At 53.0% G+C, this 15,073-nt stretch carries 8 protein-coding genes and 1 pseudogene; 6 read left to right on the forward strand and 3 right to left on the reverse strand.

The genetic code is table 11. The features are described 5' to 3' along the window. Window positions 1-36 precede the first annotated feature (36 nt). Both NYE36_RS03855 and NYE36_RS03860 read right to left on the reverse strand, forming a co-directional pair. On the reverse strand, window positions 37-1,056 hold the full coding sequence (locus NYE36_RS03855; RefSeq protein ID WP_015239367.1) for an NADP-dependent oxidoreductase: 1,020 nt from the start codon (window positions 1,054-1,056) through the stop codon (window positions 37-39). Between the two features lie 127 nt (window positions 1,057-1,183). Beyond that, on the reverse strand, window positions 1,184-1,534 hold the full coding sequence (locus NYE36_RS03860; RefSeq protein ID WP_094032623.1) for a DUF3212 family protein: 351 nt from the start codon (window positions 1,532-1,534) through the stop codon (window positions 1,184-1,186). Window positions 1,535-1,724: 190 nt separating this feature from the next. Between NYE36_RS03860 and NYE36_RS03865 the strand changes: the two genes are divergently transcribed. The 5 genes and pseudogenes from NYE36_RS03865 to NYE36_RS03885 form a co-directional block, all read left to right on the forward strand. After that, window positions 1,725-2,072, forward strand: coding sequence for a general stress protein (locus NYE36_RS03865; RefSeq protein WP_003155650.1), 348 nt, complete (start codon window positions 1,725-1,727; stop codon window positions 2,070-2,072). Between the two features lie 164 nt (window positions 2,073-2,236). Then, window positions 2,237-3,502 (forward strand): pectate lyase, encoded by a 1,266-nt coding sequence (locus NYE36_RS03870; RefSeq protein WP_094032624.1) that lies wholly within the window; start codon window positions 2,237-2,239, stop codon window positions 3,500-3,502. A 124-nt stretch (window positions 3,503-3,626) separates the two neighbouring features. Further along, window positions 3,627-5,063 (forward strand): anion permease, encoded by a 1,437-nt coding sequence (locus NYE36_RS03875; protein ID WP_007408966.1) that lies wholly within the window; start codon window positions 3,627-3,629, stop codon window positions 5,061-5,063. A 107-nt stretch (window positions 5,064-5,170) separates the two neighbouring features. Next, complete coding sequence (locus NYE36_RS03880) at window positions 5,171-5,869, forward strand: hypothetical protein (protein WP_265451263.1); 699 nt, start codon at window positions 5,171-5,173, stop codon at window positions 5,867-5,869. A 114-nt stretch (window positions 5,870-5,983) separates the two neighbouring features. Next, window positions 5,984-6,364, forward strand: a pseudogene (locus tag NYE36_RS03885) (NTTRR-F1 domain); the annotation flags it as partial. Here the strand turns inward: NYE36_RS03885 and NYE36_RS03890 are convergent. Then, window positions 6,322-12,069 (reverse strand): DUF4573 domain-containing protein, encoded by a 5,748-nt coding sequence (locus NYE36_RS03890; RefSeq protein WP_342496919.1) that lies wholly within the window; start codon window positions 12,067-12,069, stop codon window positions 6,322-6,324. The pseudogene NYE36_RS03885 and the gene NYE36_RS03890 overlap by 43 nt on opposite strands. A gap of 793 nt (window positions 12,070-12,862) precedes the next feature. Here NYE36_RS03890 and NYE36_RS03895 point away from each other — a divergent pair. Beyond that, complete coding sequence (locus NYE36_RS03895; RefSeq protein WP_181461951.1) at window positions 12,863-14,926, forward strand: exosporium glycoprotein BclB-related protein; 2,064 nt, start codon at window positions 12,863-12,865, stop codon at window positions 14,924-14,926. Window positions 14,927-15,073: the final 147 nt, after the last annotated feature.

A 15,073-nucleotide genomic window follows, 5' to 3' on the forward strand; every position in this document is an offset into this window, starting at 1 on the left:
AGGAGGGGACAAAGCCCTCCTTTTTTCATCATCATGTTAACTTAGATCACTGACTTTGATGATCTGTTTGCCTTTGTTTTCTCCTTTAAACAGACCGAGGAATGCGTCAGGAATATTGCTGAATCCTTCCGTAATCGTTTCTTCATAATGAAGCTTTCCGTCCTTAAGCCATTCGGCCAATTGTTTCGCACCTTCGGAAAAGCGATCAGCATAATCACTGACGATGAATCCCTGCATCAGCGCTTTTGTTTTGATCAGCTTCGGCTGAACGCGGGGGCCCATGTCTTCTTCTTCACTTTCGGTATTGTACGATGAGATCGCTCCGCATACCGGAATGCGGGCGAATTCATTCAGCAGGTTTATCACCGCATCTGAAATCGGTCCGCCGACATTGTCAAAATAGACATCGACGCCGTCAGGACATGCCTGTTCCAGCGCTTTTTGAATATCATCCGCCGTTTTGTAATTAATGGCTTCATCAAATTGAAGCTCCTCTTTCAAATACGCGATTTTTTCATCAGATCCGGCGATGCCGACAACCCGCGCGCCTTTGATTTTGGCAATCTGTCCGACTGTTGAGCCGACGGCGCCCGCCGCGCCTGAAACGACGACGGTTTCGCCTTTTTTCGGACGGCCGATATCGAGCAGCCCGAAGTAAGCGGTCAGTCCGGTCATCCCTAAAATGCCGAGATACGCCTGGGCGGGTGCGATATCCGTATCCAACTTGCGGAGGGCGGACTCATTGACGGCTGAATATTCCTGCCATGCGAGATTTCCGATCACAACATCTCCTTTTTTCAGCTTATCGCCGTCTGTCAGAACCTCGGCAATCACTCCGCCTGTTATGGCTTCATCTAAAGCGAACGGCTCTACATATGATTTTGTATCCTGCATCCGTCCGCGCATGTACGGATCAACGGACACATAACTTGTTTTCACAAGCACTTCGCCGTCTTTCGGTTCGGGCACGGCAATCGTTTCAAAGCGGAAATCGTCATGGGCGGGAACGCCTTTGGGGCGTCTTGCCAATTGAATTTGCTGCTGATGATTCGGCATACTGAATCCTCCTTCAAGATAAGTGGTTGTTCCAAATGTAACACGAACCATTTCCCGATTACAAAATCAAACCGTCAGCGGCCATAAAAAAAGAAGGGCCAGGGCCCTTCTTTCCTTATATGCATATTTAATAGAATAACCGGTACACATCGGTGTTTTTCTCATGTTCCAAATATTCATAGGCATTCGTTTTTGAAGAATGAAGCATGTCAGCGGTAATCACGGGCTGAAGCGCGGTCAGGTAAGAACCCAGCTTATTTTCAATTTCTGTCGGCAGAACGGATTCGATATCACCGATATTGATAATCATAGAGAAAACGAAATCGATATTAATATGAAAAGTATCTTCAGCAAAGGCCGTAAGCTCTTTTATTCCATCCGGGCAGCGGGTTTGCCGGCGGAATACCTGCTTCACTAAATCACTGACAACCCAAGCGTTAAATCGCTGTTCCGGTGAAAAGTAATGGATAGGAACCACCTCCCTGCTTGATCGGCTCATGAAGATTTTTATTTTTCTGATAGAAGTAGCTTTCCCTACTGTAACATGTCCCGCCAGAAAATATCCACCGACAATCTGCCCGATTTTTCACGGAACTCTCCTTCTTTTGTTTGATCCTTGATTGAGCGGGTAAACATCCAATATACAAAACAAAAGGGAGGACTTATCAATGAAACCGGTAGTAAGAGAATATACAAATGATCAAAAACTGATGCAGGACGTAAAAGAGCTTCAGCAGCTGGGTGTCGCAAAAGAAGATGTATATGTGCTTTCTCATGATGACGACAGAACGGACCGCCTGGCCGATAATACTGATGTCAATACCATCGGAGCGAAAGAAACGGGCATTAAACACGCAGTCGGCAATATGTTTAATAAAAAAGGCGACGAGCTCCGCAACAAAATTCACGAAATCGGCTTTTCAGAAGAGGAAGCATCACAATTTGAAAAGCGCTTAGATGAAGGAAAAGTTCTTCTGTTTGTCACGGATAACGAAAAAGTGAAATCATGGGCGTAAGCTGAACAGATCCCAAGGGGTTTTCGGTCCCCTTGGGATTTTTTTGCGGTTTCCGCAATAAAACCGAAAGGCGCATTCTGTACATTTTCGGTGCTGTTTCTCAACTGATTTGATACAATTCAATTGTAATAAATTGGAACAAAGAAACAGGAGGAGCACAATTCATGAAAAAAATGTTATTTATGCTGGCGGTTTGTTTATGTATGATCCCTGCGGACGTCTATGCCGCTGATCTGGGACGGCAGACGTTAGGAACAAATGACGGCTGGGGAGCCGCTTCCGGCGGGACAATCGGCGGCGCGAAAGCCTCTTCATCGAATGTATACACCGTATCAAACAGACAGCAGCTCGTTTCTGCATTAGGGGGAAGCGCCAACAGCACACCGAAGATTATTTACATACAAGGCACAATCAATATGAATACGGACGACCGCAATAAAACGCTCGGCTTTAATGATTATAAAGATCCGGCATATGATCCGAACGCCTATCTGAAGGCGTACGACCCGGACAAATGGGGAAAAAAAGCGCCGTCAGGCACCCAGGAAGACGCCAGACAGCGATCGCAAAAAAACCAGAAGGCACGGGTCGTGGTTGACATTCCTTCAAATACGACGATCATCGGCTCGGGTTCAAATGCCAAAGTGACAGGCGGGAATTTTAATATTAAGAACGGCGTCGACAATGTCATCATCCGCAACATTGAATTTCAAGACGCTTACGACTATTTTCCGCAATGGGACCCGACGGACGGCAGCAGCGGCAACTGGAACTCGGAATATGACAATATCACCATTAACGGCGCGACGCACATCTGGATCGATCATTGCACCTTTAATGACGGATCGAATCCCGACAGCGGTTTTCCCTACTATTACGGGAGAAAATATCAGCACCATGACGGCCAGACGGATATAGCCAACGGGGCGAATTATATTACATTGTCCTATAATAAATATCATGACCATGACAAAGGCTCTGTCATCGGAAACAGCGACAGCAAGACGTCGGATGAAGGAAAACTGAAGGTGACCATTCACCATAACTATTACCAGAACATCGTCCAGCGCGCACCGCGGGTCCGGTACGGGCAGGTTCATATTTATAATAATTTTTACGCAGGCTCTAAAAGTGCCGCATACCCGTTCAGCTATGCGTGGGGCGCGGGCCACGCGTCAAAGATATATGCCCAGAATAATGTCTTTGAAGTGCCGGGACTGGCTGCTGATAAAGTCATCAGCGTCTTCAGCGGCGGAAAAGCACTTCATGAAGACGGCACTCTTTTAAACGGCTCCTCCATTAATGCGTCAGCCGCCAACGGATTAAGTCAGTCCGTCGGCTGGACACCGTCATTGCACGGTTCCATCGGCTCATCATCAAATGTAAAATCAGATGTTATATCTAAAGCCGGGTCGGGCATATTAAAATAATAAACAAGAAACACAAAGGAAAATATTCCTTTGTGTTTTTTAATTAACAAAAACGTTTATTAACTTAGTTAAGTAGTAAAATGGGATAGGGGATGGAAGACAACAAAATAGGAGGAGACCTGTAATGGCTTCAGAAAAAGACGCAAAAAAACAGCAGGCAGTAAAAATCATTCCTTTGCTTATTACTGTTGCTGTGGGATTAATCATTTGGTTTATTCCCGCGCCGTCCGGACTTGAACCTAAAGCATGGCATTTGTTCGCTATTTTTGTCGCAACAATTATCGGCTTTATCTCCAAGCCCTTGCCAATGGGCGCAATTGCAATTTTTGCATTGGCAGTCACCGCGTTAACGGGAACGCTATCTATTGAAAATACGTTAAGCGGATTTGGAAACAAGACAATCTGGCTGATTGTCATCGCCTTTTTTATTTCCCGGGGGTTCATCAAAACCGGGCTCGGCGCCAGGATTTCTTACGTATTCGTACAACGGTTCGGGAAGAAAACACTCGGCCTTTCTTATTCACTGCTTTTCAGTGATTTAATTTTATCACCTGCCATTCCGAGCAACACGGCACGGGCGGGCGGCATTATTTTTCCTATTATCAGATCATTATCCGAAACTTTCGGATCAACGCCGGCAGACGGAACAGAGCGGAAAATCGGCGCTTTCTTATTAAAAACCGGTTTTCAAGGAAACTTGATTACGTCTGCGATGTTTTTGACGGCAATGGCGGCGAACCCGCTGATCGCCAAGCTGGCCCACGATGTCGCAGGGGTGGACATCACATGGACAAGCTGGGCAATCGCAGCCATTGTACCGGGATTGGCGAGCTTAATCATTACGCCGCTCGTCATTTATAAGCTGTATCCGCCGGAAATTAAAGAAACACCGGATGCGGCTAAAATCGCAACGGAAAAATTGAAAGAAATGGGTCCGTTTAAAAAATCCGAACTCTCCATGGTCATTGTCTTTTTATTGGTGCTTGCGCTGTGGATTTTCGGAGGAAGCTTAAATATTGACGCAACGACGACGGCCCTGATCGGATTATCCGTTTTGCTTTTGTCACAGGTATTAACATGGGAGGACATCAAAAAGGAACAAGGTGCATGGGATACGCTGACTTGGTTCGCGGCGCTTGTGATGCTGGCGAATTTCCTGAATGAGCTCGGCATGGTGTCTTGGTTCAGCAATATGATGAAATCTTCTGTTTCCGGTTTTTCATGGATTGTGGCATTTATGATTCTGATTGTCGTGTATTATTACACGCATTACTTCTTTGCGAGCGCAACCGCGCATATCAGCGCCATGTATGCGGCATTTCTCGCCGTCATCGTGGCGGCAGGCGCTCCGCCGCTGTTGGCGGCGCTCAGCCTGGCGTTTTTCAGCAACCTTTTCGGTTCGACGACGCATTACGGCTCAGGAGCGGCTCCGGTCTTTTTCGGAGCGGGCTATATATCGCAAAGCAAATGGTGGTCCATCGGCTTTATCCTGTCAATCGTCCATATTGTGACATGGCTTGTGATCGGCGGATTATGGTGGAAAGTATTAGGGTTATGGTAGAAGAAAAAAGGCAGACTCAGGTCTGCCTTTTTTTTATTTCTGTAAGGAAGGGGAAGGGCCTGCACATGATGACTCCAGTGCGAATAGAATATGGCCGGGGTGATAATATGAGCAGCGGCCGTAATCAATACATGATATTGAAACAGAAACCTTACAAATATATGAGCAGACATATGAAACGCCGGTATGAACAATTACCATGTGAACATGAAAGACCGGAAACAGGGACGGAAAAACGGTTTCCGTCTTCAGATGAAAATCGATCTGCCTTGTGCGTACCCGGGCTGCGAGGTCCCGAAGGTAAAAGAGGACCCGCCGGCTCCCGCGGTCCGCAAGGGGAGGCGGGTCCGCCCGGTCCGCCGGGGCCTGAGGGGCCGCCGGGAGCGGTTCCCGCGGTAGCTTTTCAAAATACAGCAGACCAAATGATGATTCCGTTAGAAGGAACACCGATAAACGTGTTAAGCGCAGTGATAGCCGCGCCGACAGATCAATTGGTGAAAACGGATGCCGTCATACAAGTAAATGTGGAATTAGATCCGCTCGAGTCTCATTTCTCATTGGTCTTAGCTGTCGATCTGCAAAGAAATGGCGTATCGATACAAACACAGAGACAAGAGCGGAACCTCTTTTCTTCAGGCGGACAAATCATAGGAATTCCTTTTACGTACATCGACGAAATGAAGGCGGATGAAACAGCCGCGTACCAGCTCTATTTATCCGTCCTTTCTTCGAATTACGTAACACAAGTCGCTGCGGCAAACCGCTCCCTCATTGCGACGGGATTCCCCATTCAAGGATCGGATTAAGGTGATGAAAAGAAATCACCTTTTTTATTTAGATTGTCAAAACACAGCCCGTATTAATATGCTGTCTTAATAAGTAAGACGGTCAACAACGGGAAGGAGAGGGAAAAAGATTGAATGAATAATCCGATTATAAACGGAAGCTTTGAAACCGGCACATTAGCGGGGTGGAGTTCGGCAAATACCCAGATTAACAGTTTGTTTGCACACTCAGGGAGATATTCTGCGCAATTTATTGGAGCTCAGCCATATGCTTACCTCAGTCAAATCGTTCCAATTTCAGCCAAGTCAGTGACTCTATTCGTATCACTCGCAACGCTCGGAAATGAGCCAAGTCCCCAAGTCACTCTCCAGATCATATATGTCAGCGCAGCAGGTGAACAAATCAGTTCCATTCAAGAAAATATTACACCCGGAAATTTGCCGAACGTGCTCTTTCACACATGGTCTGAAATCTATAAAACAAGCACTGTGCCTTCTGGCGCGGCCTCTGCTGTCATTGTATTAAGTAAGGTTTCTTCCGGCACGGTTTTAATAGACGACGTTTCATTGGCGCAAACCGGGGGTGAACCTGGCGTAACAGGAATTACAGGTCCCACTGGAGTGACGGGCCCCACAGGAGTGACCGGAGCAAGAGGAGCGACCGGAGCAACCGGAGTAACTGGAGCTACCGGCTCGACTGGTGTAACAGGAGCAAGAGGAGCAACCGGAACCACGGGCTCAACCGGAGTGACTGGAGCAAGAGGAGCGACTGGTGTAACAGGAGCAAGAGGAGCAACCGGAACCACGGGCTCAACCGGAGTGACTGGAGTAAGAGGAACAACTGGCTTGACTGGTGCAACAGGCCCAACCGGAGTAACCGGATCAACCGGATCGACAGGCCCAACCGGCTTGACCGGTTCAACAGGAGTGACTGGGGCAACGGGGATAGCAGGCTCAACAGGCCCAACCGGCTTGACCGGTCCAACAGGAGCGACTGGTGTAACTGGTCCAACCGGAGTAAGCGGGTCAACAGGAATAACAGGCGCAACGGGATCAACAGGCCTCACCGGAGTAACGGGTCCAACTGGATCGACAGGAGCGACTGGGGTAACGGGTGTAACCGGGGGAACGGGAACAACCGGACCGACAGGCGCAACCGGCTCAACTGGTGCGACGGGATTAACTGGAGAAACAGGCGCAACCGGGGGAACAGGTCCAACGGGTGTAACAGGAGAAACCGGTGCGACGGGGATAACAGGAGCGACTGGGGTAACGGGTGTAACCGGATCAACCGGCCCAACGGGAGAGGCCGGTCCAACGGGATCAACAGGCTCAACCGGAATAACAGGAGCAACAGGAGAAACCGGAGTAACGGGATCAACAGGTGCAACTGGAGTGACTGGGGCAACCGGAGTAACTGGCTCGACCGGGGATACCGGAGCTACTGGCTCAACCGGAGTGACTGGAGCAACAGGAGAAACCGGTGCGACGGGAGTAACCGGCCCAGCAGGAGTAACGGGATCGACAGGATCGACTGGGGTCACGGGTGTAACCGGGAGAACGGGAACAACAGGAGCGACCGGAGTAACTGGCTCGACCGGGGATACCGGAGCTACTGGCTCAACCGGAGTGACTGGAGCAACAGGAGAAACCGGTGCGACGGGAGTAACCGGCCCAGCAGGAGTAACGGGATCGACAGGATCGACTGGGGTCACGGGTGTAACCGGGAGAACGGGAACAACAGGAGCGACCGGAATAACAGGCTCGACCGGTCCAACGGGGGAGACTGGACCAACGGGGGAGACTGGACCAACGGGAGTGACAGGTACAACCGGAATAACAGGGGAAACTGGGGCGACAGGTATAACTGGAGCAACCGGCCCAACCGGCCCAACAGGTGTAACTGGGGAAACAGGTCCAACGGGATCAACTGGTATAACTGGAATAACCGGCTCAACAGGCGCAACAGGTGGAACCGGAGTAACCGGAACGACTGGTGCAACGGGCTCAACAGGATCAACGGGGGTAACTGGAGCAACCGGCTCAACAGGAGTGACTGGTGTAACAGGTGCAACCGGAGTAAGCGGGTCAACAGGAATAACAGGCGCAACGGGATCAACAGGCCCCACCGGAGTAACGGGTCCAACTGGATCGACAGGAGCGACTGGGGTAACGGGTGTAACAGGGTCAACAGGAATAACCGGTGTAACTGGAGCAACAGGAGTAACCGGGGCAATGGGAGAAACTGGCCCAACAGGAGAAACTGGGGCAACGGGAGAAACCGGCGCAACCGGTGTAACGGGAGAAATCGGCCCAACAGGCTCAACCGGACCAACCGGAGAAACGGGTGCAACAGGATCGACAGGCCCAACCGGCGCAACAGGGCCAACAGGAGTAACCGGAACCACGGGCTCAACCGGAGCGACCGGCGCAACTGGTATAAATGGAGCAACGGGAACAACAGGAGCGACTGGGGTAACGGGTGTAACCGGATCAACCGGCCCAACGGGATCAACAGGCTTAACCGGAATAACAGGAGCAACAGGATCGACAGGAGAAACCGGAGTAACGGGATCAACAGGTGCAACAGGAGCGACCGGAATAACAGGCTCGACCGGTCCAACGGGGGAGACTGGACCAACGGGATCAACTGGTATAACTGGAATAACCGGCTCAACAGGCGCAACAGGTGGAACCGGAGTAACCGGAACGACTGGTGCAACGGGCTCAACAGGATCAACGGGGGTAACTGGAGCAACCGGCTCAACAGGCGCAACTGGTGTAACCGGTTCAACCGGCGCGACTGGCGCAACGGGATCAACTGGAGTAACAGGAGTAACAGGCCCAACCGGTGCAACGGGTGTGACTGGAGCAACGGGAGTAACTGGGGCGACCGGAGAAACCGGAGCAACAGGAATAACAGGCCCAACCGGATCGACCGGAGCAACGGGAGCAAGAGGAGTAACCGGAGTAACGGGAGTAACTGGCCCAACAGGAGTAACAGGTTCAACCGGCGCGACTGGCTCAACTGGCTCAACGGGAGAAACCGGCTCAACCGGAGTAACGGGTCCAACTGGTGTAACGGGCTCAACAGGTGTAACCGGTGCAACGGGAGAAACCGGCCCAACTGGGGCAACAGGAACAACCGGAGAAACAGGGGCGACAGGAGAAACCGGCCCAACTGGTGTAACTGGTTCAATCGGAGAAACCGGCCCAACAGGGGCAACGGGTGTAACTGGAGAAATCGGCCCAACCGGAGTAACTGGTTCAACCGGAGCAACAGGTGCAACGGGATCGACCGGCCCAACTGGCTCAACCGGTGCAACAGGATCGACAGGTCCAACCGGCGCAACAGGGCCAACAGGAGAAACCGGAACCACGGGCTCAACCGGAGCGACCGGCGCAACAGGCCCAACTGGGGTCACGGGCTCAACCGGAGAAACTGGTGCAACGGGAGTAACCGGTGCAACCGGTGCAACGGGAGTAACGGGATCAACAGGACCGACAGGAGAAACCGGTGCAACTGGAGTTACTGGTGCAACTGGAGTGACTGGAGAAACGGGGATAACAGGAGCAACAGGCTCAACCGGTGCAACCGGAGCGACTGGCGCAACCGGTACAACCGGAATAACAGGCCCAACGGGATCGACAGGCACAACCGGTTCAACCGGCCCAACAGGAGTAACAGGGCCAACCGGTCCAACGGGTGTGACTGGAGCGACGGGTGTGACTGGGGCGACAGGAGAAACCGGAGCAACAGGAATAACAGGCCCAACCGGAATCACGGGAACAACCGGAGAAACCGGGGCGACAGGAGAAACCGGAGCAACGGGATCGACAGGCCCAACCGGCCCAACCGGTGTAACGGGAGAAACCGGCGCAACCGGAGCAACGGGTCCAACTGGTGTAACGGGATCAACTGGAGTAACAGGTTCAACCGGAGAAACCGGCCCAACTGGTGTAACTGGATCGACAGGCCCAACCGGCTCAACGGGCTCAACGGGAGCAACCGGATCAACAGGTGCAACTGGAGTGACTGGGGCAACGGGATCACCTGGAGTAACAGGTGCAACGGGATCACCTGGAGCAACAGGCCCAACTGGTATAACCGGAGCAACGGGAACAACAGGAGCGACTGGTGTAACGGGAGTAACCGGATCGACCGGTCCAACGGGAGTGACTGGAGCAACAGGATCGACAGGAGAAACCGGAGTAACGGGATCAACAGGTGCAACTGGAGTGACTGGGGCAACCGGAGCAACTGGTCCAACTGGTGTAACGGGAATAACTGGTGTAACAGGACCAACTGGCTCAACCGGAGTAACTGGGGTCACGGGCTCAACCGGGATAACAGGTGCAACTGGAGTGACAGGAGCAATTGGTTCAACCGGACCGACTGGCTCAACGGGAGAAACCGGCCCAACAGGAGTAACAGGTGCAACCGGTTCAACAGGAGCGACAGGGGCAACTGGTATAACCGGAGCGACTGGCTCAACCGGTGTAACAGGGTCAACAGGAATAACCGGTGTAACTGGAGCAACAGGAGTAACCGGTGCAATGGGAGAAACTGGCCCAACGGGAGAGACCGGTCCAACCGGCCCAACAGGTGTAACAGGTTCGACCGGAGAAACCGGCCCAACTGGAGAAACCGGCGCGACTGGCTCAACGGGATCAACTGGAGTAACAGGAGCAACAGGTCCAACAGGGTCAACTGGTTCAACCGGAGAAACCGGCCCAACTGGAGAAACCGGTGCGACTGGCTCAACGGGATCAACTGGAGTAACAGGAGCAACAGGTCCAACAGGGTCAACTGGTTCAACCGGAGAAACTGGCTCGACCGGCCCAACCGGAGCAACGGGATCAACCGGCGCAACAGGGGCGACAGGAGCAACCGGCGCAACAGGGGCAACGGGGGTAACTGGAGAAATCGGCCCAACTGGAGAGACCGGCCCAACCGGTGTAACGGGAGTGACTGGGTCAACGGGGATAACCGGAGCGACTGGAGAAACCGGTCCAACTGGAGTGACTGGGGCAACTGGAGAAACTGGCTCGACAGGAGCAACAGGACCGACAGGAGCAACCGGAGTCACTGGAGTGACTGGTTCAACCGGAGAAACTGGCTCGACCGGGGATACCGGAGCTACTGGAGAAACCGGCCCAACAGGAGCAACGGGATCAACCGGCGCAACAGGGGCAACGGGGGTAACTGGAGAAATCGGCTCAACTGGAGAGACCGGTCCAACCGGAGAAACCGGCCCAACTGGAGAGACCGGTCCAACTGGAGTAACCGGAGAAACCGGCGCGACTGGCTCAACGGGCTCAACTGGAGTAACAGGAGCAACAGGTCCAACGGGATCAACTGGAGTAACAGGAGCAACAGGTCCAACAGGGTCAACTGGTTCAACCGGTGAAACCGGAACCACGGGCTCAACCGGAGTAACTGGGGCAACCGGAGCAACTGGTCCAACTGGAGCAACGGGAGCAACAGGTTCAACCGGAGAAACCGGAGCAACCGGCGCAACAGGAGAAACCGGAACCACGGGCTCAACCGGAGTAACTGGGGCAACGGGAGTAACGGGAGTAACGGGATCAACAGGACCGACTGGAGAAACCGGAGCAACTGGAGTGACTGGAGCAACGGGTATAACAGGTGCAACCGGAGCGACCGGAATAACGGGCGCAACAGGCGCAACTGGAGTAACAGGGCTAACTGGAATAACAGGCGCGACAGGCCCAACCGGCTTAACAGGAGAAACCGGTTCAACGGGATCGACAGGCCCAACCGGTTCAACGGGTGTGACTGGAGCCACCGGAGTAACGGGAGTAACAGGAGCAACTGGAGTGACTGGGGCAACAGGGGTAACAGGTTCAACCGGAGCAACTGGTCCAACTGGTGTAACGGGAATAACTGGTGTAACAGGACTAACCGGAGCCACAGGAGTGACGGGATCAACAGGAGCAACTGGAGTGACTGGGGCAACGGGGATAACCGGAGCGACTGGCGCAACAGGTGTAACAGGTTCAACCGGAGCAACTGGTCCAACTGGAGTAACGGGAATAACTGGTGTAACAGGACTAACTGGAGCAACCGGGCTCACCGGAGCCACCGGAGCGACCGGTTCAACTGGAGCGACCGGACCAACCGGTGCAACAGGGCCAACAGGCTCAACCGGATCGACCGGAGTAACCGGAATAACGGGCCCAACCGGATCGACAGGCATAACCGGCTTGACTGGAGCCACGGGAGTAACAGGAGCCACGGGAGTAACTGGAGTAACGGGAGCAACCGGGCTCACCGGCGCCACAGGATCGACCGGCGCAACAGGGCCAACCGGAGCAACTGGCCCAACCGGAGTAACAGGAGCAACCGGGTCAACAGGAGCCACAGGAGCAACGGGCCCAACCGGACCAACCGGCGCCACAGGCAGTACACCAACCTTGCTCTTCACAAGAACCAACGGGCCGCTCACTGTTTATCCGCCGTTAAATACAGAAGTTCCCGTTGCTACGCTGGCAGTCCCAGTTAATGCTTTGCAGAATGTAAAGCTGGATTATGCACTCAGTGTCGCGTTAACAACTGCAGCCAATTCAAACTTTGTTTTTGAAGTGAGATTATATAGGGGAGCAGTGCAAATTCATACAAGAACTCTGTCGCGAACCAGTACTCTCGCAGCTACGGATAGTTTTTCGATTGCTGATACAACAGTGGATACTGCGCCGACCGCAGGAACGAACACTTACCAGCTCAGGGTTATTTTCACAACTGCTAATAATTTAACGGCAGCAACTGCTCTCAATATCGATTTTAACAGCATAAGTTTCCCGACAACCTAATGACAACAGCAGACTGATATTTTAAAGATGAAAGACCTGACTTATGCAAAGTTAGGTCTTTTTTTCTGTAAATGCTGCATGATGCAGCCTTAAAGAACATTTAAAAATTTGCCCAATAGAAGTGGGATTTTGCCACACCTTTTTTTCTTGTGGAAATATTATGCAAATAGAGGTGGTGTAATGAGAAAAGGAGATACTTGGTATAACAGATACGACTCTTGGGATTACGACTGCCGGAATAGTAATGAGTGTTGCTGTCATTTTCAACATAAAAGAAGAAATCAAAGGCGCAGTTATCAAAATCGGGCACATTGCTGTGAAGGATTCTGTTGCGAAAACTCTTGCTGTCATGAAAGATGGTGTCCATGCTGTCATCCAAATCATTTTCATGTAAGAGGATTCACCGGAGCAACGGGGCTGACCGGAGCAACGGGGCTGACCGGAGCAACAGGGCTGACTGGAGCAACGGGGTTCACCGGAGCAACGGGCTCGACCGGGAATACCGGAGCGACTGGGGTAACCGGCGTCACTGGAGATCCCGGCGCGACTGGAGCAACCGGCGCCACGGGAGTAACGGGAGTAACGGGCTCGACCGGAGCAACCGGTGCGACTGGAATAACCGGTGCCACCGGGGTAACGGGAGCAACGGGAGTAACGGGCTCGACCGGAGTAACCGGTGCCACCGGGGTAACGGGAGCCACTGGAGTAACGGGATCAACTGGGATAACGGGAGCCACTGGAGTAACCGGCGCAACTGGAATAACGGGAGCCATCGGAGTAACGGGAACAACCGGAGTAACCGGAGCTACTGGATCGACCGGAATAACGGGAGCAACGGGAGTAACAGGCTCAACCGGAGTAACCGGCGCAGCTGGGATAACGGGAGCCACCGGGGCAACAGGAGTAACCGGAGCAACCGGGATAACGGGAGTAACCGGGCTCACCGGCGCCAACGGGGCAACAGGAGCAACCGGCGCCAACGGGGCAACAGGAGCAACCGGAGCCACCGGGGTAACGGGAGTAACGGGAGTAACCGGCGCAACTGGAGCAACAGGAGCCACGGGAGTAACCGGAGATACTGGAGCCACCGGAGTAACGGGCGCCACGGGAGTAACGGGAGCCACAGGGGTAACAGGTTCGACTGGAGCAACCGGAGCCACCGGGATAACGGGCGCCACGGGAGTAACGGGAGCAACCGGAGTAACCGGAGCAACAGGAGCCACCGGAGCAACAGGAGCCACCGGAGCAACAGGAGCCACCGGAGCAACAGGGCTCACCGGCTCGACTGGAGTAACGGGAGCGACCGGAGTAACAGGTGCAACTGGGGTAACGGGAACAACCGGAGTAACCGGGGTAACAGGAGTAACCGGGGTAACCGGAGCTACTGGAGCGACCGGAATAACGGGAGCAACGGGAGTAACAGGCTCAACCGGAGTAACTGGCGCCACCGGAATAACCGGAGCAACCGGAGTAACCGGAGCAACCGGAGCAACCGGGGTAACTGGAGTAACTGGAGTAACCGGAGCAACCGGGCTCACCGGCGCTACCGGAGTAACCGGAGCAACCGGGATAACGGGAGTAACCGGGCTCACCGGCGCCACCGGGGCAACAGGAGCAACCGGGGTAACAGGAGTAACGGGAGCAACCGGGGTAACGGGAGTAACCGGAGATACTGGAGCCACCGGAGTAACGGGAGCAACAGGAGTAACGGGAGTAACCGGAGCAGGCGCGATCATTCCCTATGCTTCAGGTCTTCCAGCTGCCGTGACGACCATTGCCGGCGGATTAATCGGAACGGTGAGCCTTGTCGGCTTCGGCAATTCTGTAACGGGCGTCAATATCGGAGGGGGAGGTGCAATTGATCTTACCGGGGCTGGAGGAACTCTGCTGAACTTTGCTTTTTCGGCTCCGAGAAGCGGAACCATTACATCAATTGCCGCCTATTTCAGTACAACCGCAGCATTGTCGCTTGTCGGCTCGACTGTTACGATAACCGCACAATTATACAGTTCCACAGTGCCGAACAATACGTTCACGCCGATCCCCGGAGCATCCGTCACTTTAGCTCCTCCCCTCACCGGCATATTGTCAATCGGCAGCATCAGCAACGGAATCACGACAGGGCTGAACATTGCGGTAACTCCTCAAACCCGGCTGTTAATGGTATTCTCCGCCACTGCGACAGGCCTTTCGCTTATTAATACAGTGGCGGGATATGCAAGCGCGGGAGTTACGATTTCTTAAGTGAGAACGGCCAGACTGGTGCGGATCATCTAAGCTTGGAGAAGATATCATTTTTTCTTCAAGCTTTTTTGTTTTTACGTCTTTCTATAAAGGCTGACGGGAATTTCCCGACAGCCGGCAGAAGTATTTACAAGCCTTCTGAAGTTA

Origin of the sequence: Bacillus sp. FSL R5-0593, from assembly GCF_038603755.1 — a bacterium.
In the GTDB taxonomy this organism is placed as follows: domain Bacteria; phylum Bacillota; class Bacilli; order Bacillales; family Bacillaceae; genus Bacillus; species Bacillus velezensis.